The organism is Pseudomonas sp. CC6-YY-74 (genome assembly GCF_002025205.1).
GTDB classification, from domain to species: domain Bacteria; phylum Pseudomonadota; class Gammaproteobacteria; order Pseudomonadales; family Pseudomonadaceae; genus Aquipseudomonas; species Aquipseudomonas paeninsulae.
Window position 1 is genome coordinate 5,019,090 of record NZ_CP019947.1, and the last position, 21,703, is coordinate 5,040,792.

Here is a 21,703-nt window from a genome sequence, read left to right on the forward strand (position 1 = left end):
CCGATGAGTCCACGTCTGCGCTTCGCCTTCTGGCTGGCCATCCTCAGTCTGCTGCTCGGCAGTTTGCTGGCGCTCGCCGGGGGGTTGCTGTGGGCCGACCTGAACAGTCAGGAGCGTGCCGCCGTGCTCTCGCTGATGGCCGGGCGTGGCGCGCTGCTGGTGGTGCTCTCCGGGCTGCTGCTGATCCCGTTCGGCGTGCTCCTGCGCCTGTGGCTGGCGGCCTACCCCGAGGTGGTGATCCGCCTGAGCGAGGAAGTCGGCATCATCCACCGGGTCAACCCCGCGCACCGCGTGGCCCTCACTGGCAGCCGCGACATGCGGCGGCTGGGCGCTGCCCTGAATGCCTTTGCCGAGGCGCACTGCGCACTGCAGCGCGAGGTGGCGGTGCGTATCGAGGAGGCCAATGCCCGTCTCGAACAGGAGAAGAATCGCCTGGCCGCGCTGATGTCGGAACTCGAACAAAGCGTGCTGGTGTGTAATCGCGAGGGCCGCATCCTGCTCTACAACAGCAGTGCCAGCCTGTTGCTGGAACCGGACGCCGGAGGCCCGGCCGGTGCGCCGGTCGGGTTGGGCCGCTCGATCTTCGGCATTCTCGACCAGCGCCTGATCGTGCATGCCCTGGAACGGGTCAGGCAACATCTGCAGCAGGACAATCCCAGCCCGGTGGCGCATTTCGTCACGGCACGTGGTGCCCATCTGCTGCGGGCACAGATGGCGCCGGTGCTGGATCAGCAGGGCGGGCTGATCGGTTTCGTCCTGATCCTCGATGACATCACCCGCTCGGTCGAACTCAACAGTCGCCGCGATGCGCTGTTGCAGCAACTTACCGAAGGCACCCGGGCGGCGTTGGGCAATATCCGCGCGGCGGCGGAAACCGTCGAGCAATACCCGCAGATGGATGCCGAACACCGTCAACGCTTCGGCAAGGTGATCAGCGATGAGGCGCAGCGGCTTTCCCAGCACCTCGAGCAGACACTGAGCCAGCATGCCGACCTGCTGCGCCCACAGTGGCCGCTGGAGGACATGCTGGCGACCGACCTGCTGCTTGCCCTGCAGCGTAATTTTGCCGCCACCCTTGGTGTCGCCGCCCGTTACCAGGGCGGCGACGAGTCGCTCTGGTTGAGCCTGGACAGTTATTCCCTGGTGCAGGCGCTGACTCAGTTGATGGGCGCGATGGTCGCCACTCTGGGGATTCGCGAGGTGACGTTCGAACTGGCCGTCGAAGGCCGTTTCGTGCGTCTGGCCCTGCGCTGGAGCGGGGCGGCGCTCGAGCCCCAGCAGTTGCATGAGTGGGAGCAGCGGTCGTGCAGCCCGCTTGCCGAAGACGATGCCGCCGCGTGCACCCTCAAGGAGGTGCTGGAGCGGCACGGCGGTGAACTCTGGTGCCAGTCCGATGCGCTCAGCGGTGACAATCGCCTGTATCTGCAGTTGCCGGTGAGCCAGCCGCAAGCACAGGCGCCGCTACCCGCCAGGGTGCAGGGGCGCCCGGTGTATTACGACTTCGACCTGTTCAGCCAGCCGGGGCAGACCCCCGAACTCGACGAACTGCCGTTGCGCGAATTGGCCTATACCGTGTTCGACACCGAAACCACTGGCCTGGCGCCCTCCGAGGGTGACGAAATCATCTCGATCGGTGCGGCGCGTATCGTCAACGGCCGTCTGCTGATGCAGGAATGCTTCGAGCAGCTGATCGACCCGCACCGAGCGATCCCGCGCGAATCACAGCTGATACATGGCCTCTCGGCACAGATGCTGGCGGGGCAGCCGAGCATCGGCGAGGTGCTGCCGTTGTTTCAGCGCTTTGCCGAAGATACGGTGCTGGTGGCCCACAACGCCGCCTTCGACATGCGCTTCCTGCAACTCAAGGAGGCGCAGACCGGTATCCGCTTTATCCAGCCCGTACTCGATACCCTGCTGCTGTCCGCCCTGGTGCATCCTGGACATGCCGCCGACGAGCATCGGCTGGAGCAGATCGCTGCGCGCCTCGGTGTGCACGTGGTTGGCCGGCATACCGCGTTGGGCGATGCCATGGTCACGGGCGAGGTGTTCCTCAAGCTAATCCCCTTGCTGGCCGAGCGCGGCATCCACACCCTCAAGCAGGCACGCGAGGCGTCACGCAAGACGCTCTACGCCAAGCTCGAATATTGAGCGATGGCGTAGTTGGGCTGAACTGCGCGAAGCTCAACATGGCGGCCTAAAAGGTTCTGTACTCGGTTGGGTAGGCCGCACAGCCTCACCTAGGCGCTGGACGGTGGGGTGGCGAACACTTTCTTCAGGGCAAAAAAAGACCCGGCAAAAGCCGGGTCAAAACCGTGATTAGCCTGATGAGGAGATAATCTGAAGAGGCCGACTGAAGGTCTCTTGAGCTTACCGGCTGATCTCGCGACCAGCTGTTGCTAATAATAGCGATTATCATTTACAAGTCAATCGTCTTCGCCAAACTAATTCCCGTGGGTCGCCAAGACTTGGCCAAAAACAGCAAACCCGGCACATGGCCGGGCTTGTGAGTGCGACGCACGACTGGCTGTCAGGCAGTTGCGGGCAGGCGCAGCTGGGTTACTTCCTTGTTTAGCAGGTCGATCCGCCGTGCCATGCTTTCTATCAGGCTGTGGGCAATGCGTGGGTTGCTCTGCATCAGGCTGAGGAACTGTTCCTTGGGGATTACCATCACCGTGCAAGGTTCGTTGGCCAGCACAGTGGCGCTGCGCTTTTCGCGGGTGAAGACGGCCATGGCGCCGAAGATCTCGTCTTTCTGCACGTCACCGACCTTGTGACCGTCGACATAGGCCGTGGCGTGGCCTTCGATGATGATGAACACATGATCGGCGGCATCGCCTTGGTGGATCAATTCCTCACCGGCGGCGAAGTGCTGGAAGCCGGTCGCGGGGCGAATTTCCGGTTGTTTGAGGCGCGCCAGGGCGTCAGAGAGCAGGGCGGTGTGGCCGATCAGGTACTGGATGAACAGCTCCTGGCGCGGCTCGCTGACATAGATGTGCTTGAACACTTCACTGCGTGAATAGGGGATCAGGCTGAGCGGTTCTTCACTGCTGTAGCGGCAGCTGGGTAGATCGATACCCTGGCGCAGGCCAACCAGATCGCCTTCCTGCAGGTAGAACAGCGGGCGTTCGTCGACTAGGGCATGCAGCAAGCCGTTCTCGATAATGAACAGCTGGTTCTCTGGCAGCTCTTGAGCCAGATCCTCGGCTCGTTCCAGCTGCAGGGCGGGCCCACTGGGTACCAGGCCTTCCAGGAGCTGGGTGGGGATGCTTTGCAGTCGGTTGATCAGTTGGTCGGCGTAAGCCGGTTGCTCCCCGAGTAAATACATGAACGTAATTCCTTGAACTGGCTAGTCTGGCTAAAGCGCACGAACGTCCCTGAGACAATAAGCGCTGCCAGGTCACAGGTAAATCATTCTGCGTAGAGGTTGTGAGCTAGCTCTTGTTGTGCGCCGGACAAGCATTGAGTTGACCATTCAATTCGGCTTTGTGGGCGGGTGGTAATTCGCTCCAGTGCACATCGAGCAAGGCGCCCTCAATGGCGTAGAGCAAAACCTTGGAGGCGCGGAAGCCGCGCGCACGGACGGCGCGGTAGGCGTCGACCGCCCCCAGCCTGCGCAGATCGTTGGCGCTGTGGATGCCGACGGCATGCAACCACTGTGCGGAGGTTTTGCCAAGGTTCTTCAAATGTTGCAATTCGTCATTCATCCAGCCCCCTTGCGCTGTTTGCGAGCAGTTGAACAAACACTCAGTGCGCGATGCCTACCCGCAAGTGTAGTGGCCAGCGGACAAAGCGTGGCTGTTTGATATCGCCCCAGGCGCTGAGTAGCGCAGGCTCCAGTTCGCTGACCGGGTCGCGGCCTTGTTGGCGCTCCCAGTACTGCACGGCCGACCAGGTGCGCAGATAGCCGGTCAGCTGGGCAAAACTCCAGCGTGCTTCGATGGCCAGCGCTGGTGGTTCGAGGGGCGGGAAGGGCATCTGGATATCACAGTAGCCACTGTCGACACTGGCGCGTCCGGGCGGCCAACAGCCCTTCAGAGTGCCCCGGTAAAAGTCGTCGATCAGCTCATCCAATGGACGGGTTATGCGCACCAAGCCGTAACACCAGGCGCCGAACAGGCCGCCGGGCTTGAGCAGCCGGGTGACTTCGGCGAAGAAAGCCGGGGTGGCGAACCAGTGCAAAGCCTGGGCGACCACGATCAAATCGAGGCTGGCGCTGATCAGGGGTTGGGCTTCGGCGTTGGCGGCGAACAGGGTGATGCCGTCTGGCGTTGCGGCGGCCCGCAGTTGCTCGATGCTGGCATCGCAGGCCAGGACGTGGGCAAAGTGCTGACGCAATGGCACGCTGGCCTGGCCATTGCCGCAGGCGATGTCCAGGGCGCGTTGCCGTTCGGGGCAGTGGCTGGCCAGCCAGTCGAACAGGGTTGCCGGGTAGTGTGGTCGGAAACTGGCGTAGGCGCCGGCACGGGCGCCGAACAGTTGGGCAATTTCGCTCATGATCATCGCGTGCGGTAGCGCAGGCGCGTGCCGAAATTAACCGACATGAGGATCTCGTCGGCACTCAGGTCGGCGGGGAAGTAGGCTCCGGAAATCTGTGCATGGGCCAGGCTGGCGCCTTCAAGTAGTGCCTCGCGCAGATCAAGCCCGCGTAGATCAGTACCGCGGAAGTAGGCATGGCTGAAGTTAATCCGCTTGGCGTCGATAGCGCGCAAGTCAAGCCCGCGAAAGTCGCCATTGCACAGGTCTACCTCACCATCCTTGGGCTTCTGGGCATTGAAGCCGGCAATGTCTTCATTGTGCAGCAGGTGGTAGAGCGGGCTATCGAGCTGACAGGGCTGGCTCATGGGCGGGTCGTCCGTGGTGGGTTCCCTGCCAGTATAGAAGCCGCGACGCGCTTTGCCCGTCGCGGTTTTTTCGGTACCGCTGCGCTTACAGGCCGGGCAGGTGCTGACGAATGCGCGCTATCAGGCTGTCCAGGCTGGCGCTTTCATGGGTGTCGACCCGCGTGCTGAGGATGAGCTCGTCTTGGGAGAGTGCTTCGCGGTTGGCTTGCTGGGCTTTGATCACGTCCATAGTCGCGTCGGATGGATCTTGGGCCGCGTCCTGGCGCAGTGCCAGCCAACTGGCGATCACCGCGTCGGGGGCGTTGCAGTCGAGAATCAGGAAGGGAACGCCGGTGTCTTCGGCAATCTGGCCCGCCGCCTGGCGTTGTGCCTGCTTGAGGTAGGTGGCATCGATCACCACCGGGAAGCCGGCATGCAGCGCGGCATCGGCCAGTTGATGCAGGCGTTGGTAGGTGGCCGCACTGGCATCCTGGTTGTAGATGCCGGCGCTCAATTGGTCTTTGTCGGCAGTGTTCTGCTCGCCGAACAGGCGCTTGCGCTCGACATCCGAACGCAAGCGAATGGCCCCCAGAGCTTCGACCAGGCGCATGGCCACGTGGCTCTTGCCAACGGCGGAAACCCCGTGGGTGATAGCCAGCAAGCGCGAGGGGATCGCGCTGTAGCTCTCCGCCAGAGTGGCATAGCGGCGGTATTGGCGCAGGATCACTGCGCGCTGGACCGCATCGGTCTCCTGGCCGAGGCGGAACAGGCTGACTTTGCCGCGCACCATGGCGCGGTAGGCCTTGTAGAAGTTCAGCAATTCAAGTGCGGCATAGTCGCCGGTGCGCTCCAGCCAGGCGCTGACAAAGCGTCGGGAGAAGGCCTTGAGGCCACGATCTTCCAGATCCATGGCGAGGAAGGCGGCGTCCGAGGCGATGTCGATCAGACGGAATGGTTCGTTGAATTCGATGCAGTCGAACAGTACGACCTGACCGTCGAGCTGGGTGACGTTGCCCAGGTGGATGTCGCCATGGCATTCGCGAATGAAACCTTCGGCCTTGCGCCGCGCCAGTAGTGGCTCGAGCCGTACGAAACTGCTTTCAGCCCAGGCTTGCAAGGCATCGAGTTGTTGCAGGTCGGCCTTGTCCGAGAGCAGTGGGCGGGTCTGTTCGAAATTCTGTCTGACTGGCGCCATGACCGCGTCTGGGGAACCCAGTTCATGGGCCTGGGCTACCCGTGGCGCGTCGAGGTGGAACTGGGCGATCTGTTCGGCCAGCGCATCGACATGCGCCTCGCTCAGCTCGCCGCGCGCCTGCACTTCTGCGAGCAACTGGTCCTGAGGGAACTGGCGCATTTTCAGGGCGTACTCGATGACCGGGCCATCGCCACCCAGTTGCGGTGCTTCGGTACTGCCACTGATCGGCAAAACGTCCAGATACAGGTCTTGGGTGAGGCGCTGGTTGAGGCGCAACTCTTCCTTGCAGAAGTGTTCGCGAGCGGCCAGTTCGCTGAAGTCGAGGAAGCCGAAATTCACCGGTTTCTTGATCTTGTAGGCGTAGGGGCCGGTCAACACTACCCAGGAAATATGCGTCTCGATGACCTGGAAAGCCTCTACCGGATGGGGATATAGGGCCGGGTTCTGCAGGGCGGCAATCAGAGCTTGGCTCATGGGCGATCCTTGGCTTTCAAACAAATAAGAGGCGGGCATTATGGCCGCTGAGAGCCGCTGTGCAAACCGCCGGACTGCTCCTGCTTGTCCTTGGCAAAGTGCGTATAATGCCGCGCCATGACTCGTACCCGATCTCCTCGTTCTCGTTCAAAGCGCCGCTCGCGTGGCATGCGCCCCTGGTTGGGCTGGGCTATCAAGCTTGGTCTGGTCGGCTTGGTGGTGTTCGCCGGCTTTGCGGTTTATCTCGATGCTGTGGTGCAGGAGAAATTTTCCGGCAAGCGCTGGACCGTGCCCGCCAAGGTCTATGCCCGGCCGCTGGAGCTGTTCGTCGGCCAGAAACTGACCAAAAGCGACTTTCTCCAGGAGCTCGATGCCCTCGGTTATCGCCGGGAGAGTGCGGGCAATGGTCCGGGCGCCGTGTCGGTAGCCGGAAATAACCTCGAATTGCATACGCGCGGTTTCCAATTCTATGAAAGTCGTGAGCCGTCACAGCAGGTACGTGTGCGCTTTTCCGGCGATTACGTCGCCGGCCTGAGCCAGGCCAATGGCAGCAACCTTGCTGTGGCGCGTCTGGAGCCGATGTTGATCGGCGGTTTGTATCCGGCGCATCGGGAAGACCGCTTGCTGATCAAACTGGAGCAGGTGCCGCCCTATCTGGTGGAAACCCTGGTAGCGGTCGAAGATCGCGAGTTTTTCAATCACTTCGGGGTGTCGCCCAAGTCGATTGCCCGCGCCGTCTGGGTCAACGCCACGGCCGGGCAGGTTGTCCAGGGCGGCAGCACCCTGACGCAACAGCTGGTGAAGAATTTTTACCTGACCAATGAACGCAGTCTGATCCGCAAGGCCACCGAGGCCATGATGGCGGTGCTGCTCGAACTGCATTACGACAAGCAGGATATTCTCGAGGCCTATCTCAACGAGGTTTTTCTGGGCCAGGACGGCGCACGCGCGGTGCATGGTTTCGGGTTGGCCAGTCAGTACTTCTTCAGTCAGCCGCTGTCCGAGTTGAAACTCGAACAGGTGGCTTTGCTGGTCGGCATGGTCAAGGGCCCAACCTATTACAACCCGCGGCGCAATCCCGAGCGCGCCCTGGCGCGGCGTAATCTGGTGCTTGATGTGCTGCTCCAGCAGGGCGTGGTAACGCTCGAGCAGGCCGTTGCGGCCAAGCAGAAGCCGCTCGGCGTGACCCAGCGCGGCAGCATGGCCGATAGCTCGTACCCGGCGTTCCTCGATCTGGTTAAACGCCAGTTGCGTGAGGATTACCGCGATGAGGATTTGACCGAAGAAGGGCTGCGTATTTTCACCAGCTTTGACCCGATTCTCCAGCTCAAGGCCGAAAGTGCCCTGGCCGATTCGCTGAAACGTCTATCCGGCCGCAAGGGGGTGGACCAGGTTGAAGCCGGAATGGTCGTGACTAACCCGGAAACAGGCGAAGTACAGGTGCTTATTGGCAGTCGCCAGCCAGGTTATGCCGGCTTCAATCGCGCCCTGGATGCGCTAAGACCGATCGGCTCCTTGGTCAAACCGGCGATCTATCTGGCTGCATTGGAGCGCCCTAGTCAGTACACCTTGACCAGTTTTCTGGAGGATCAACCCTTCTCGGTCAAGGGGCAGGACGGCCAAGTTTGGAGCCCGCAAAACTATGACCGTAAGTCTCACGGCACCGTTTACCTGTACCAGGGCCTGGTCCATTCCTACAACTTGTCCAGTGCCAAGCTGGGGCTGGAACTGGGTGTGCCGAATGTACTCAAAACTCTTGAACGTCTGGGGGTTGCGCGTAAATGGCCGGCCTATCCGTCGATGTTGCTGGGTGCTGGCGCGCTGACTCCGATGGAGGTGGCGGGCATGTATCAGACCGTGGCCAATGGCGGCTTCAACACACCCTTGCGTGGTATCCGTAGCGTACTGACTGCCGACGGTGAGCCGCTCAAACGCTACCCTTACCAGATTCAGCAGCGTTTCGATGCCGGGGCCATATACCTGTTGCAAAATGCCATGCAACGCACCATGCGAGAGGGCACCGGACGTTCGGTGTACAGCCGCTTGCCCAGCTCTCTGGCATTGGCTGGTAAGACCGGCACCAGTAATGATTCGCGCGACAGCTGGTTCGCTGGCTTCAGTCAGGATCTGTTGGCGGTGGTCTGGCTTGGTCGCGATGATAATGGCCCGACACCGCTGACTGGAGCGAGTGGTGCCTTGCAAGTCTGGACGGATTTCATGATCAAGGCCGATCCGCTGCCACTGGATATGCCGCTACCGGATAACGTTGTCCAGGCCTGGGTGAATGCCGCTAACGGGCTGGGCTCTGATCCGAGCTGCCCGAATGCCGTGCAGATGCCGTATATTCGCGGCAGTGAGCCTGTCCCTGGTCAGGCCTGTGGTATTCAGGCTCCGGTCGATTCGGTGATGGATTGGGTACGTGGTTGGTTGGATTAAGTGAAGAGGGTGTGACGTGACTAAGTGGTTGATTCCTGCTTTAACCGCCGCGGTAGTGCTGGGCGGTTGTGCCAGTGTGCAGCGCGGCTCCATCCCTGTTGTCGATTCCAGTTCTTCGGTCTATGGCAAGCAACAAGCTGGTACGGGTGGTTCCGACAGTTCGACTGCCCAGCCGCCGCAGAGCCAACCGCAGGATTCCGGCGTGATGGTGATGGTGCCGGGTGCCGGTGGCAGTTCGGCGCCGATTCAGACCTTTCCTGCACCAGGCTCGCCGATAGGAGGTGCTATGGGCAATCAGCCTTTCAGCACTGCGCCTGTCACCGGCGAACCCTTGGGGAGTGGAGGTAACAGCGTGCCTGCTCCTTCGACGCCGAGCGGTATTCCGAGTTCTGGCGGTTTGGCCGCCGATGAGCAACTGGACGGTCCCGTGTTGGCATTGCTCACCGCCGCCCAGCAGCAACAGGGTAGTGGTGACTTGAATGGTGCAGCGTCTAGTTTGGAACGTGCTCAGCGTATTGCTCCACGCGAGCCGCAAGTGCTCTATCGTCTAGCTGAAGTGCGTTTGGCCCAAGGCGACGCGGCCCAGGCCGAGCAGTTCGCCCGTCGTGGCCTGAGTTATGCCAGTGGCCGCCCAGCGCTGCAGGCCAGCTTATGGAACCTGATTGCCCAGGCACGTGAGCGTCAGGGCGATCCAGTCGGTGCGGCGCAGGCGCGTGAGCGGGCGCGAGTCAGTCTCTGATGGATGCTCGTGTACCTGCAATTGCCCAGCAGTTGCTGCTGATCGAGCGTGAACTGCGGTTGCAGGGCTGGTGGGACGATCAGCCTCCGAGTGACCAAGCGCTGGCCAGTCAGCAACCTTTTTGCGTCGATACGCTGGCTTTCGAGCAATGGTTGCAGTGGATTTTCCTGCCGCGCATGAAGTACCTGCTCGAGAGTGGTGCCACGCTGCCAGAGGCTTGCGGCATTCAGCCAATGGCTGAGCAGGTCTATGGCGGCCGCAGTGCGCAGGCCCGAGTTCTGATCAGGTTACTTGGTGAGTTCGATCAACTGATTTGCGGTGCGGCCTGAGGCCGCATCCTATCCAGTGTTCTGGGCTTACTTGCAGTTCTTGGCAATTGCCTGCTTGGCTTCGCTGATGCGCTGCTGACGCTCCTCTTCGTTCAGACGGCGTACTTCGCCGTCGACTTCCACGCGCACCCGCGGGTTGTTTTCCAGCTGTGCCAGATTGGTACGTACTGATTGGCAGTATTTCTTGCGCTCTACTTCCTGGGTCGCGATTTCCTGCTTCACTTTTTCATCGACAGCGGCTTGCTCCGGGTCGGCGATGCTCTCGAAAGTTGGCGTTGCTACAGGCTCGGCAGTCTTCGGTGGTGGGGCCGCGGTATTGATGGTCGTGGCTTGCTGGCCCTGTGGCGGCTGCGCGCCAAAATGAGTGCCCCCTTGTGCATCGACCCATTTGTATACCTGGCTGGCCATGGCGCTTGCGCTCAGGGCGAGCAGCAAGCTGCTGGTGAGGATCATATGGCGCATGCTGTTTCCTTTTTAAGAGCGGCGATACCTGGTGGCTACTATAACCAAAACGGTTGAATCGTCATCCTGCTCTGTGTCACAGCACGTAGGTGCCTGAGCAACTATTTGCTCTCTGCTGTGCGGGTGGAAGTCAAAGTGCTACATCTGAGTGCGCGCGCAGCGGCCTTACTCGTCGCTCGTATGGCAAACAAATCAGGTTGCTGAGCCTCGCTTCGGGCAAAACCAGGCTCTGGCTCAGGTCGATAGATCATTGAAAATACGCACCTGATTGCAGAATCCATCACGGATTACTTGACTTGCCCCCGTCGAATCAGAACAATTCAACGTTCGCTGTAGTGGAGTCCGCCGCAAGCAGGCTTTAGCTCAGCAGACATGAGGCGCGTACCCGCGCCGACCTGTTTCACCCGCAACGCGTTACCTCGCGCTGGGTGGGAAGACTCCGCAACACTTTGGAGTATTCCCAATACTTGCTCAGTAGTAGCTGACGTAGTCGGCGACCACCGTCGCTCATGCTCTGCTTGGCAGTAAACCTATTTTAGACCGCCTCCTTCTGGGCGGTTTCTGGCGTTTTAGAGGTGAACAACGTGGAGCTTTTATCCGGCGCTGAAATGGTCGTCCGCTTCTTGCGTGACGAAGGCGTTAAGAATATCTATGGCTACCCTGGTGGTGCCCTGCTGCATATCTATGACGCCCTGTTCAAGGAGCCTGAAGTCAATCACATCCTGGTTCGTCATGAGCAAGCGGCGACGCACATGGCTGACGGTTATGCCCGTGCCACCGGTAAAGCCGGTGTGGTGCTGGTGACCTCGGGGCCTGGTGCGACCAACGCCATTACCGGCATTGCCACGGCCTACATGGATTCCATTCCGATGGTGGTGCTATCTGGCCAGGTGCCGAGCAACATGGTCGGGACCGATGCCTTCCAGGAAACCGACATGATCGGTATCTCCCGGCCGATCGTGAAGCACAGCTTCATGATCAAGCACGCCTCGGAAATCCCAGAGGTCATGAAAAAAGCCTTCTATCTGGCGCAATCCGGCCGTCCCGGCCCGGTTGTCGTGGATATTCCGAAGGACATGACCAATCCGGCGGAAAAATTCGAATACGTCTACCCGAAGAAGGTCAAGCTGCGCTCTTACAGTCCGGCACTGCGTGGTCATTCCGGTCAGATCCGCAAGGCAGCGGAAATGCTCCTGAGCGCCAAGCGGCCGATTCTCTACGCGGGTGGTGGCGTGATCATGGGCGGCGCAGCATCGCCGCTGACCGAACTGGCACAAATGCTCAACCTGCCGGTGACCAATACCCTGATGGGTTTGGGCGGCTACCCAGGTACCGATCGTCAATTCCTCGGCATGCTCGGTATGCACGGCAGCTACACCGCCAACCTGGCCATGCATCATGCGGATGTGATCCTCGCTGTCGGCGCCCGTTTCGATGATCGGGTAATCAACGGCGCAGGCAAGTTCTGCCCGAACGCCAAGATCATCCATATCGACATCGACCCGGCTTCGATCTCCAAGACTATCAAGGCTGACATTCCAATTGTTGGTCCAGTTGAGAGCGTACTGACCGAGATGGTGGCGATTCTCAAGGAAATCGGCGAAACGCCGAGCAAAGAGGCGCTCTCCAGCTGGTGGAAGCAAATCGAGGAGTGGCGTGGCAGTCGCGGCATGTTCCCTTACGACAAGGGTGACGGCAGCATCATCAAGCCGCAAACCGTCATCGAGACGCTCAGTGAAGTGACTCATGGCGATGCCTTCGTCACTTCCGACGTGGGTCAGCACCAGATGTTCGCAGCCCAGTACTACCGCTTCAACAAACCCAATCGCTGGATCAACTCCGGCGGTCTGGGCACCATGGGTTTTGGTTTCCCTGCAGCAATGGGGGTCAAACTCAGCTTTCCGGACGCTGACGTAGCTTGCGTGACTGGCGAAGGCAGTATCCAGATGAATATTCAGGAGCTTTCGACCTGTCTGCAGTACGATCTGCCGGTGAAAATCGTCAACCTGAACAATGGCGCCCTCGGCATGGTGCGTCAGTGGCAGGACATGAACTACGGCAGCCGTCATTCGCATTCCTACATGGAGTCACTGCCTGACTTCGTCAAACTGGCGGAGGCCTATGGCCATGTCGGTATGCGTATCACCGAGCTGAAAGACTTGAAACCGAAGATGGAGGAGGCGTTCGCGCTGAAAGATCGTCTGGTGTTCCTCGATATTCAGGTCGACACCAGTGAGCACGTCTATCCGATGCATATCAAAGACGGTGCGATGCGCGATATGTGGCTGAGCAAGACGGAGCGTACCTAATCATGCGACACATTATTTCCCTGCTGCTGGAAAACGAGCCAGGCGCATTGTCCCGTGTGGTCGGTCTGTTCTCGCAGCGCAACTACAACATCGAAAGTCTGACTGTGGCACCTACCGAAGACCCGACCTTGTCGCGTCTGACGTTGACCACGGTAGGCCACGATGAGGTGATCGAGCAGATCACCAAGAACCTCAACAAACTGATCGAAGTGGTCAAGTTGGTAGATCTCTCGGAGAGCGCACACATCGAGCGCGAGCTGATGCTGGTCAAGGTCAAGGCGACCGGCGCCCAGCGCGCCGAGGTCAAGCGCACCACCGACATCTTCCGCGGACAGATTGTTGACGTGAATACCAGTGTCTACACCATTCAGCTGGCCGGCACGAGCGACAAGCTGGACAGCTTTATCCAGGCGATAGGCGCCGCCTCGATCCTGGAAACCGTACGTAGTGGTGTCACGGGTATCGCCCGTGGCGACAAAGTACTCAGCATCTAAATCTTTAGTGAACGGCCTTCGAGGCCAGGTAAATAGGGGAATTCTCCATGAAAGTGTATTACGACAAAGACTGCGACCTCTCGATCATCCAGGGCAAGAAAGTCGCCATCATTGGTTACGGTTCCCAGGGCCATGCCCAGGCGTGCAACCTGAAAGATTCCGGCGTTGACGTCACTGTCGGCCTGCGCAAAGGTTCTGCAACTGTAGCCAAGGCCGAAGCACATGGTTTGAAAGTGACCGACGTTGCTTCTGCAGTAGCCGCTGCTGATCTGGTGATGATCCTCACTCCGGACGAGTTCCAGTCCCAGTTGTACAAGAACGAAATCGAGCCGAACATCAAGAAAGGCGCCACTCTGGCCTTCTCCCATGGCTTCGCGATCCACTACAACCAGGTTGTGCCGCGTGCCGACCTCGACGTAATCATGATCGCGCCCAAGGCTCCGGGCCACACCGTGCGCACCGAGTTCGTCAAGGGTGGTGGCATCCCTGACCTGATTGCTATCTATCAGGATGCTTCCGGCAATGCCAAGAACGTCGCGCTGTCCTACGCCTCGGGCGTTGGCGGCGGCCGTACCGGCATCATCGAAACCACCTTCAAGGACGAGACCGAAACCGACCTGTTCGGCGAGCAGGCCGTTCTCTGTGGTGGTTGCGTCGAGTTGGTCAAGGCCGGCTTCGAGACTCTGGTGGAAGCAGGGTATGCGCCAGAAATGGCCTACTTCGAGTGCCTGCACGAACTGAAGTTGATCGTGGACCTCATGTACGAAGGCGGTATCGCCAACATGAACTACTCGATCTCCAATAACGCCGAGTACGGCGAGTACGTGACCGGTCCGGAAGTGATCAACGCCGAGTCCCGTCAAGCTATGCGTAACGCCCTGAAGCGCATTCAGGACGGCGAATATGCCAAGATGTTCATCCAGGAAGGCGCTGCCAACTACCCGTCGATGACTGCCTATCGTCGCAACAATGCGGCCCATGGTATTGAGGTCGTAGGTGAGAAGTTGCGCTCCATGATGCCGTGGATCACTGCCAACCAGATCGTCGACAAGGCCAAGAATTAAGGCCTGTCCATGTGAGAAAAAACGCGGCCAATGCCGCGTTTTTTCATTTTGATACAAGGCTTCTGGTATAAAGCCTGATTATTGAGTCAAAGCTGGCGGCGAAACCTGATTGGCAACGTCTGTCGAAATTCTCCAAATCAGTTGCAAGGTGTTGTTCATGAGCGAACGTCCAGAAGAGCCCCAGTCGGCCCCAGACGCCGAAAGCTTGCTACCCATCGATGAGCATGTAGAAGAGGGGCACGATGCTGAGGGGCGCAAAGTCCGGCATCGCGGTATCTACCTTCTACCCAACCTGTTCACTACCGCAAACCTGTTTGCTGGCTTCTACGCCATCATCAATGCCATGAACGGCAACTTCTATGTGGCCGCGGCTGCCGTGTTCGTGGCCATGGTGCTGGACAGTCTCGATGGTCGAGTGGCGCGACTGACCAACACGCAGAGTGCCTTTGGCGCCGAATATGACTCGTTGTCCGATATGGTCGCCTTCGGCGTAGCGCCAGCGCTACTGGCCTTTGAGTGGGCGCTGGGCAGTTTGGGTAAGGTTGGTTGGATGGTCGCGTTCATCTATGTCGCTGGCGCGGCATTACGCCTGGCTCGCTTCAATACGCAGATAGGCAGCGCGGACAAGCGCTATTTCATTGGCTTGGCTAGTCCGGCTGCAGCTGGCGTTGTTGCCGGTACGGTGTGGGCCTTCAGTGACTTCGGTATCCAGGGCTCTAACATGGCATTTGTAATTGCCATCTTGGTGGCCGCCGCCGGCATGCTGATGGTCAGCAATATCAAGTACCACAGCTTCAAAGATCTGGATCTGAAAGGGCGAGTGCCCTTTGTTGCGATCCTTGCGGTGGTGTTGGTTTTCGCTGTGGTGTTCAGTGATCCTCCGCGGATTCTGCTGATCATCTTCCTGGCCTATGCGGCCTCTGGTCCAGTGCAATACTTGTTGCAGTTGCGGCGTCGTAAAACTGCCGAGTAATCATTAGGCATGTTGTCACAAGGCCGTTGATGGGTTTCATCAGCGGCTTTGTCGTATCTGTTACCTGATTTCTGGCTATGTAGTAGGACTGTGTCGGCGTGTGAAAATGGTGTTTGCACGGCGTTCAGGCATTAATATCCATAAAAGCGTAATAAAGGCTTGACGTAATTTATGCGGGGCCTATAATCCGCACCTCTTCTGGCGCAGGCCTCTCGGTAAACCTCTTGTAAAACAAGAAGTTAGCTTAAAAAGAGAAGTTGCTAAACAGCGAAAGCTGTGTAGAATGCGCCGCTTCTGCAGGGTTGAAGTTTGGTTCTGCAGGTGGGTCGGTCGAGGTGGTCGGAAGCGGTAAAAGAGGTGGTTGACAGCGGTTTGAAACGCTGTAGAATTCGCCTCCCGCTGATGAGAAGCCTTAGAGTTGATCGAAAGCGCAAGTGGTTGAAGTTGAAAAGAAATTTTCGGAATCGCTTGACAGTAAATGAGGCTGCTGTAGAATGCGCGCCTCGGTTGAGACGAAAGACTCAGCCACCGCTCTTTAACAATTGAATCAAGCAATTCGTGTGGGTGCTTGTGGAGTAAGACTGTTAGTCGCAAGATTATCAGCATCACAAGTAGGCACTCGAAGTTCGAGAGTATATTTGGAAGTGCTGAGCCAAGTTTAGGGTTTTCACAAAACCCAAGCAGTATTAAAACTGAAGAGTTTGATCATGGCTCAGATTGAACGCTGGCGGCAGGCCTAACACATGCAAGTCGAGCGGTAGAGAAGTGCTTGCACTTCTTGAGAGCGGCGGACGGGTGAGTAATACCTAGGAATCTGCCTAGTGGTGGGGGATAACGTTCGGAAACGGACGCTAATACCGCATACGTCCTACGGGAGAAAGCGGGGGACCTTCGGGCCTCGCGCCATTAGATGAGCCTAGGTCGGATTAGCTAGTTGGTGAGGTAATGGCTCACCAAGGCAACGATCCGTAACTGGTCTGAGAGGATGATCAGTCACACTGGAACTGAGACACGGTCCAGACTCCTACGGGAGGCAGCAGTGGGGAATATTGGACAATGGGCGAAAGCCTGATCCAGCCATGCCGCGTGTGTGAAGAAGGTCTTCGGATTGTAAAGCACTTTAAGTTGGGAGGAAGGGCAGTAACTTAATACGTTACTGTTTTGACGTTACCGACAGAATAAGCACCGGCTAACTCTGTGCCAGCAGCCGCGGTAATACAGAGGGTGCAAGCGTTAATCGGAATTACTGGGCGTAAAGCGCGCGTAGGTGGTTTGTTAAGTTGGGTGTGAAAGCCCCGGGCTCAACCTGGGAACTGCATCCAAAACTGGCAAACTAGAGTACAGTAGAGGGTGGTGGAATTTCCTGTGTAGCGGTGAAATGCGTAGATATAGGAAGGAACACCAGTGGCGAAGGCGACCACCTGGACTGATACTGACACTGAGGTGCGAAAGCGTGGGGAGCAAACAGGATTAGATACCCTGGTAGTCCACGCCGTAAACGATGTCAACTAGCCGTTGGGTTCCTTGAGGACTTAGTGGCGCAGCTAACGCATTAAGTTGACCGCCTGGGGAGTACGGCCGCAAGGTTAAAACTCAAATGAATTGACGGGGGCCCGCACAAGCGGTGGAGCATGTGGTTTAATTCGAAGCAACGCGAAGAACCTTACCAGGCCTTGACATCTACAGAACTTTCCAGAGATGGATTGGTGCCTTCGGGAACTGTAAGACAGGTGCTGCATGGCTGTCGTCAGCTCGTGTCGTGAGATGTTGGGTTAAGTCCCGTAACGAGCGCAACCCTTGTCCTTAGTTACCAGCACGTAATGGTGGGCACTCTAAGGAGACTGCCGGTGACAAACCGGAGGAAGGTGGGGATGACGTCAAGTCATCATGGCCCTTACGGCCTGGGCTACACACGTGCTACAATGGTCGGTACAAAGGGTCGCCAAGCCGCGAGGTGGAGCTAATCCCATAAAACCGATCGTAGTCCGGATCGCAGTCTGCAACTCGACTGCGTGAAGTCGGAATCGCTAGTAATCGTGAATCAGAATGTCACGGTGAATACGTTCCCGGGCCTTGTACACACCGCCCGTCACACCATGGGAGTGGGTTGCACCAGAAGTAGCTAGTCTAACCTTCGGGGGGACGGTTACCACGGTGTGATTCATGACTGGGGTGAAGTCGTAACAAGGTAGCCGTAGGGGAACCTGCGGCTGGATCACCTCCTTAATCGAAGGCTTCAGCTTCTTCATAAGTTCCCACACGAATTGCTTGATTCATTGAAAAAGACGATTAGGTTAGAAGCCCGTTATTGGGTCTGTAGCTCAGTTGGTTAGAGCGCACCCCTGATAAGGGTGAGGTCGGCAGTTCGAATCTGCCCAGACCCACCAATTGTCAATTGAGTGGGGTGAGGCCTTGCGATTACCTGGGGCCATAGCTCAGCTGGGAGAGCGCCTGCCTTGCACGCAGGAGGTCAACGGTTCGATCCCGTTTGGCTCCACCACTTTATGACGTTGTAGAGAGTTCAGAACTGAACATTCCTGCCGACGGTAGCTGAATGTTGATTTCTGGTCTTTGACCGGTAAGAAAAATCGTTCTTTAAAAATTTGGGTATGTGATAGAAGTGACTGATTGACTGCTTTCACTGGCAGTTAATTTGGTCAAGGTAAAATTTGCGTGTTCTCAATTGCAAATTTTCGGCGAATGTCGTCTTCACGTTATAGACAGTAACCAGATTGCTTGGGGTTATATGGTCAAGTGAAGAAGCGCATACGGTGGATGCCTTGGCAGTCAGAGGCGATGAAAGACGTGGTAGCCTGCGAAAAGCTTCGGGGAGGTGGCAAACAACCTTTGATCCGGAGATGTCTGAATGGGGGAACCCAGCCATCATAAGATGGTTATCACACACTGAATACATAGGTGTGTGAGGCGAACCAGGGGAACTGAAACATCTAAGTACCCTGAGGAATAGAAATCAACCGAGATTCCCTTAGTAGTGGCGAGCGAACGGGGACTAGCCCTTAAGTGGCTTTGAGATTAGCGGAACGTTCTGGAAAGTACGGCCATAGTGGGTGATAGCCCTGTACGCGAAAATCTCTTAGTCATGAAATCGAGTAGGACGGAGCACGAGAAACTTTGTCTGAATATGGGGGGACCATCCTCCAAGGCTAAATACTACTGACTGACCGATAGTGAACTAGTACCGTGAGGGAAAGGCGAAAAGAACCCCGGAGAGGGGAGTGAAATAGATCCTGAAACCGTATGCGTACAAGCAGTGGGAGCCTACTTTGTTGGGTGACTGCGTACCTTTTGTATAATGGGTCAGCGACTTATTTTCAGTGGCAAGCTTAACCGAATAGGGGAGGCGTAGCGAAAGCGAGTCTTAATAGGGCGTCTAGTCGCTGGGAATAGACCCGAAACCGGGCGATCTATCCATGGGCAGGTTGAAGGTTGGGTAACACTAACTGGAGGACCGAACCGACTACCGTTGAAAAGTTAGCGGATGACCTGTGGATCGGAGTGAAAGGCTAATCAAGCTCGGAGATAGCTGGTTCTCCTCGAAAGCTATTTAGGTAGCGCCTCGTGTATCACTGTTGGGGGTAGAGCACTGTTTCGGCTAGGGGATCATCCCGATTTACCAACCCGATGCAAACTCCGAATACCAACAAGTGTCAGCACGGGAGACACACGGCGGGTGCTAACGTCCGTCGTGAAAAGGGAAACAACCCAGACCGTCAGCTAAGGTCCCAAAGTTATGGTTAAGTGGGAAACGATGTGGGAAGGCTTAGACAGCTAGGAGGTTGGCTTAGAAGCAGCCACCCTTTAAAGAAAGCGTAATAGCTCACTAGTCGAGTCGGCCTGCGCGGAAGATTTAACGGGGCTCAAACCATACACCGAAGCTACGGGTTCATCTTAGGATGAGCGGTAGAGGAGCGTTCTGTAAGCCTGTGAAGGTGAGTTGAGAAGCTTGCTGGAGGTATCAGAAGTGCGAATGCTGACATGAGTAACGATAATGGGTGTGAAAAACACCCACGCCGAAAGACCAAGGTTTCCTGCGCAACGTTAATCGACGCAGGGTTAGTCGGCCCCTAAGGCGAGGCAGAAATGCGTAGTCGATGGAAAACGGGTTAATATTCCCGTACTTCTAGTTACTGCGATGGAGGGACGGAGAAGGCTAGGCCAGCACGGCGTTGGTTGTCCGTGTTTAAGGTGGTAGGCTGATTTCTTAGGTAAATCCGGGAGATCAAGGCCGAGAACTGATGACGAGTTGTCTTTTAGACGACGAAGTGGTTGATGCCATGCTTCCAGGAAAAGCTTCTAAGCTTCAGGTAACTAGGAACCGTACCCCAAACCGACACAGGTGGTTAGGTAGAGAATACCAAGGCGCTTGAGAGAACTCGGGTGAAGGAACTAGGCAAAATGGCACCGTAACTTCGGGAGAAGGTGCGCCGGTGAGGGTGAAGCATTTACTGCGTAAGCCCACGCCGGTCGAAGATACCAGGCCGCTGCGACTGTTTATTAAAAACACAGCACTCTGCAAACACGAAAGTGGACGTATAGGGTGTGACGCCTGCCCGGTGCCGGAAGGTTAATTGATGGGGTTAGCTAACGCGAAGCTCTTGATCGAAGCCCCGGTAAACGGCGGCCGTAACTATAACGGTCCTAAGGTAGCGAAATTCCTTGTCGGGTAAGTTCCGACCTGCACGAATGGCGTAACGATGGCGGCGCTGTCTCCACCCGAGACTCAGTGAAATTGAAATCGCTGTGAAGATGCAGTGTATCCGCGGCTAGACGGAAAGACCCCGTGAACCTTTACTATAGCTTTGCACTGGACTTTGAGCTTGCTTGTGTAGGATAGGTGGGAGGCTTTGAAGCGTGGACGCTAGTTCGCGTGGAGCCAACCTTGAAATACCACCCTGGCAACCTTGAGGTTCTAACTCTGGTCCGTTATCCGGATCGAGGACAGTGTATGGTGGGTAGTTTGACTGGGGCGGTCTCCTCCTAAAGAGTAACGGAGGAGTACGAAGGTGCGCTCAGACCGGTCGGAAATCGGTCGTAGAGTATAAAGGCAAAAGCGCGCTTGACTGCGAGACAGACACGTCGAGCAGGTACGAAAGTAGGTCTTAGTGATCCGGTGGTTCTGTATGGAAGGGCCATCGCTCAACGGATAAAAGGTACTCCGGGGATAACAGGCTGATACCGCCCAAGAGTTCATATCGACGGCGGTGTTTGGCACCTCGATGTCGGCTCATCACATCCTGGGGCTGAAGCCGGTCCCAAGGGTATGGCTGTTCGCCATTTAAAGTGGTACGCGAGCTGGGTTTAGAACGTCGTGAGACAGTTCGGTCCCTATCTGCCGTGGACGTTTGAGATTTGAGAGGGGCTGCTCCTAGTACGAGAGGACCGGAGTGGACGAACCTCTGGTGTTCCGGTTGTCACGCCAGTGGCATTGCCGGGTAGCTACGTTCGGGAAAGATAACCGCTGAAAGCATCTAAGCGGGAAACTTGCCTCGAGATGAGATCTCACTGGAACCTTGAGTTCCCTAAAGGGCCGTCGAAGACTACGACGTTGATAGGTTGGGTGTGTAAGCGCTGTGAGGCGTTGAGCTAACCAATACTAATTGCCCGTGAGGCTTGACCATATAACACCCAAACAATTTGCTGTTTGTGTGCTAGACGATCGAAGTCGACAACACACCGAAAGTTTGCAAGACCACGCACTACCCTTTATCACATACCCAATTTGGAGCCGCGTCCTTCTTGATAAAAGAAGCACGATGTTCCACCCGAATTGCTTGACGACCATAGAGCATTGGAACCACCTGATCCCATCCCGAACTCAGTAGTGAAACGATGCATCGCCGATGGTAGTGTGGGGTTTCCCCATGTGAGAGTAGGTCATCGTCAAGCTTGTATTCCAAACCCCCCATCCGTGAAAACGGGTGGGGGTTTTGTCTATAAGTATAAGCATGAAAGTTTCGAACATCGAAACATCATGTTGGATAGTTAGTAAGCGCAAGTGGTTGAAGTTGAAAAGAAATTTTCGGAATCGCTTGACAGTAAATGAGGCTGCTGTAGAATGCGCGCCTCGGTTGAGACGAAAGACTCAGCCACCGCTCTTTAACAATTGAATCAAGCAATTCGTGTGGGTGCTTGTGGAGTAAGACTGTTAGTCGCAAGATTATCAGCATCACAAGTAGGCACTCGAAGTTCGAGAGTATATTTGGAAGTGCTGAGCCAAGTTTAGGGTTTTCACAAAACCCAAGCAGTATTAAAACTGAAGAGTTTGATCATGGCTCAGATTGAACGCTGGCGGCAGGCCTAACACATGCAAGTCGAGCGGTAGAGAAGTGCTTGCACTTCTTGAGAGCGGCGGACGGGTGAGTAATACCTAGGAATCTGCCTAGTGGT

The 21,703-nt window shown here is 57.1% G+C and carries 14 protein-coding genes, 2 tRNA genes, 3 rRNA genes and 1 other annotated feature; of the genes, 13 read left to right on the plus strand and 6 right to left on the minus strand.

Annotated features, from left to right (window positions below):
• The first annotated feature begins 3 nt into the window (after positions 1-3).
• Positions 4-2,148: an exonuclease domain-containing protein gene (locus tag B2D37_RS22820; RefSeq protein WP_079204832.1), complete on the plus strand. Its 2,145-nt coding sequence runs from the start codon at positions 4-6 to the stop codon at positions 2,146-2,148.
• Between the two features lie 379 nt (positions 2,149-2,527).
• On the opposite strand, the gene B2D37_RS22825 is transcribed toward B2D37_RS22820, so the two are convergent.
• The 5 genes from B2D37_RS22825 to B2D37_RS22845 all read right to left on the minus strand — a co-directional run bounded on the left by B2D37_RS22825 (position 2,528) and on the right by B2D37_RS22845 (position 6,489).
• Positions 2,528-3,325 carry a Crp/Fnr family transcriptional regulator gene (locus B2D37_RS22825; protein ID WP_079204833.1) on the minus strand — a complete coding sequence of 266 codons (798 nt, stop codon included), beginning with the start codon at positions 3,323-3,325 and terminating at the stop codon, positions 2,528-2,530.
• Positions 3,326-3,431: 106 nt separating this feature from the next.
• Positions 3,432-3,704 (minus strand): TfoX/Sxy family protein, encoded by a 273-nt coding sequence (locus B2D37_RS22830; RefSeq protein WP_079204834.1) that lies wholly within the window; start codon positions 3,702-3,704, stop codon positions 3,432-3,434.
• 40 nt (positions 3,705-3,744) lie between these two features.
• Positions 3,745-4,494, minus strand: a complete 750-nt coding sequence (locus B2D37_RS22835; RefSeq protein WP_079204835.1) for a bifunctional 2-polyprenyl-6-hydroxyphenol methylase/3-demethylubiquinol 3-O-methyltransferase UbiG — start codon at positions 4,492-4,494, stop codon at positions 3,745-3,747.
• Positions 4,495-4,496: 2 nt separating this feature from the next.
• On the minus strand, positions 4,497-4,841 hold the full coding sequence (locus tag B2D37_RS22840; RefSeq protein WP_079204836.1) for a pentapeptide repeat-containing protein: 345 nt from the start codon (positions 4,839-4,841) through the stop codon (positions 4,497-4,499).
• Between the two features lie 85 nt (positions 4,842-4,926).
• Positions 4,927-6,489 carry a bifunctional aminoglycoside phosphotransferase/ATP-binding protein gene (locus tag B2D37_RS22845; protein ID WP_079204837.1) on the minus strand — a complete coding sequence of 521 codons (1,563 nt, stop codon included), beginning with the start codon at positions 6,487-6,489 and terminating at the stop codon, positions 4,927-4,929.
• 117 nt (positions 6,490-6,606) lie between these two features.
• Here B2D37_RS22845 and mrcB point away from each other — a divergent pair, with 117 nt between their 5' ends.
• Genes mrcB through B2D37_RS22860 form a run of 3 tightly spaced genes read left to right on the plus strand, consistent with a single transcriptional unit; the run spans position 6,607 to position 9,993 of the window.
• Entirely contained in the window at positions 6,607-8,925 is a 2,319-nt protein-coding gene (gene mrcB / locus B2D37_RS22850) for a penicillin-binding protein 1B (protein WP_154067145.1), read from the plus strand.
• 16 nt (positions 8,926-8,941) lie between these two features.
• Positions 8,942-9,664 (plus strand): M48 family metallopeptidase, encoded by a 723-nt coding sequence (locus B2D37_RS22855; RefSeq protein ID WP_079204839.1) that lies wholly within the window; start codon positions 8,942-8,944, stop codon positions 9,662-9,664.
• Positions 9,664-9,993 (plus strand): YqcC family protein, encoded by a 330-nt coding sequence (locus B2D37_RS22860; protein ID WP_079204840.1) that lies wholly within the window; start codon positions 9,664-9,666, stop codon positions 9,991-9,993. Before B2D37_RS22855 ends, B2D37_RS22860 begins: the two co-directional genes overlap by 1 nt.
• Before the next feature lie 27 nt (positions 9,994-10,020).
• On the opposite strand, the gene B2D37_RS22865 is transcribed toward B2D37_RS22860, so the two are convergent.
• Positions 10,021-10,455 carry a DUF4124 domain-containing protein gene (locus B2D37_RS22865; protein ID WP_079204841.1) on the minus strand — a complete coding sequence of 145 codons (435 nt, stop codon included), beginning with the start codon at positions 10,453-10,455 and terminating at the stop codon, positions 10,021-10,023.
• A 584-nt stretch (positions 10,456-11,039) separates the two neighbouring features.
• Between B2D37_RS22865 and B2D37_RS22870 the strand changes: the two genes are divergently transcribed.
• From B2D37_RS22870 to rrf, 9 genes are all read left to right on the plus strand, one after another.
• Positions 11,040-12,764 carry an acetolactate synthase 3 large subunit gene (locus B2D37_RS22870; RefSeq protein WP_079205076.1) on the plus strand — a complete coding sequence of 575 codons (1,725 nt, stop codon included), beginning with the start codon at positions 11,040-11,042 and terminating at the stop codon, positions 12,762-12,764.
• A 2-nt stretch (positions 12,765-12,766) separates the two neighbouring features.
• Positions 12,767-13,258, plus strand: coding sequence for an acetolactate synthase small subunit (gene ilvN / locus B2D37_RS22875; RefSeq protein WP_079204842.1), 492 nt, complete (start codon positions 12,767-12,769; stop codon positions 13,256-13,258).
• A gap of 47 nt (positions 13,259-13,305) precedes the next feature.
• Positions 13,306-14,322 carry a ketol-acid reductoisomerase gene (ilvC, locus tag B2D37_RS22880; protein ID WP_079204843.1) on the plus strand — a complete coding sequence of 339 codons (1,017 nt, stop codon included), beginning with the start codon at positions 13,306-13,308 and terminating at the stop codon, positions 14,320-14,322.
• Positions 14,323-14,479: 157 nt separating this feature from the next.
• Positions 14,480-15,295 (plus strand): CDP-diacylglycerol--serine O-phosphatidyltransferase, encoded by an 816-nt coding sequence (gene pssA, locus B2D37_RS22885; protein WP_079204844.1) that lies wholly within the window; start codon positions 14,480-14,482, stop codon positions 15,293-15,295.
• A gap of 689 nt (positions 15,296-15,984) precedes the next feature.
• A 16S ribosomal RNA gene (locus B2D37_RS22895) occupies positions 15,985-17,521 on the plus strand.
• An 84-nt stretch (positions 17,522-17,605) separates the two neighbouring features.
• Positions 17,606-17,682 (plus strand) — tRNA-Ile (locus tag B2D37_RS22900).
• Between the two features lie 37 nt (positions 17,683-17,719).
• Positions 17,720-17,795 (plus strand) — tRNA-Ala (locus B2D37_RS22905).
• A gap of 248 nt (positions 17,796-18,043) precedes the next feature.
• Positions 18,044-20,934, plus strand: a 23S ribosomal RNA gene (locus tag B2D37_RS22910).
• 152 nt (positions 20,935-21,086) lie between these two features.
• Positions 21,087-21,202 (plus strand): 5S ribosomal RNA (gene rrf / locus B2D37_RS22915).
• Together the 16S, 23S and 5S rRNA genes with 2 tRNA genes alongside form the textbook arrangement of a ribosomal RNA operon.
• A gap of 364 nt (positions 21,203-21,566) precedes the next feature.
• Positions 21,567-21,703: a sequence feature (16S ribosomal RNA rRNA prediction is too short), on the plus strand.

What these genes read in the sequence shown, in the direction of transcription:
- ilvC (WP_079204843.1), top strand. Translation starts at nt 13,306, where the DNA reads ATGAAAGTGTATTACGACAAAGACTGCGACCTCTCGATCATCCAGGGC.
- B2D37_RS22820 (WP_079204832.1), top strand. Translation starts at nt 4, where the DNA reads ATGAGTCCACGTCTGCGCTTCGCCTTCTGGCTGGCCATCCTCAGTCTG.
- B2D37_RS22835 (WP_079204835.1), bottom strand. Translation starts at nt 4,494, where the DNA reads ATGAGCGAAATTGCCCAACTGTTCGGCGCCCGTGCCGGCGCCTACGCC.
- B2D37_RS22840 (WP_079204836.1), bottom strand. Translation starts at nt 4,841, where the DNA reads ATGAGCCAGCCCTGTCAGCTCGATAGCCCGCTCTACCACCTGCTGCAC.
- B2D37_RS22830 (WP_079204834.1), bottom strand. Translation starts at nt 3,704, where the DNA reads ATGAATGACGAATTGCAACATTTGAAGAACCTTGGCAAAACCTCCGCA.
- B2D37_RS22860 (WP_079204840.1), top strand. Translation starts at nt 9,664, where the DNA reads ATGGATGCTCGTGTACCTGCAATTGCCCAGCAGTTGCTGCTGATCGAG.
- B2D37_RS22865 (WP_079204841.1), bottom strand. Translation starts at nt 10,455, where the DNA reads ATGCGCCATATGATCCTCACCAGCAGCTTGCTGCTCGCCCTGAGCGCA.
- pssA (WP_079204844.1), top strand. Translation starts at nt 14,480, where the DNA reads ATGAGCGAACGTCCAGAAGAGCCCCAGTCGGCCCCAGACGCCGAAAGC.
- ilvN (WP_079204842.1), top strand. Translation starts at nt 12,767, where the DNA reads ATGCGACACATTATTTCCCTGCTGCTGGAAAACGAGCCAGGCGCATTG.
- B2D37_RS22845 (WP_079204837.1), bottom strand. Translation starts at nt 6,489, where the DNA reads ATGAGCCAAGCTCTGATTGCCGCCCTGCAGAACCCGGCCCTATATCCC.
- B2D37_RS22825 (WP_079204833.1), bottom strand. Translation starts at nt 3,325, where the DNA reads ATGTATTTACTCGGGGAGCAACCGGCTTACGCCGACCAACTGATCAAC.
- mrcB (WP_154067145.1), top strand. Translation starts at nt 6,607, where the DNA reads ATGACTCGTACCCGATCTCCTCGTTCTCGTTCAAAGCGCCGCTCGCGT.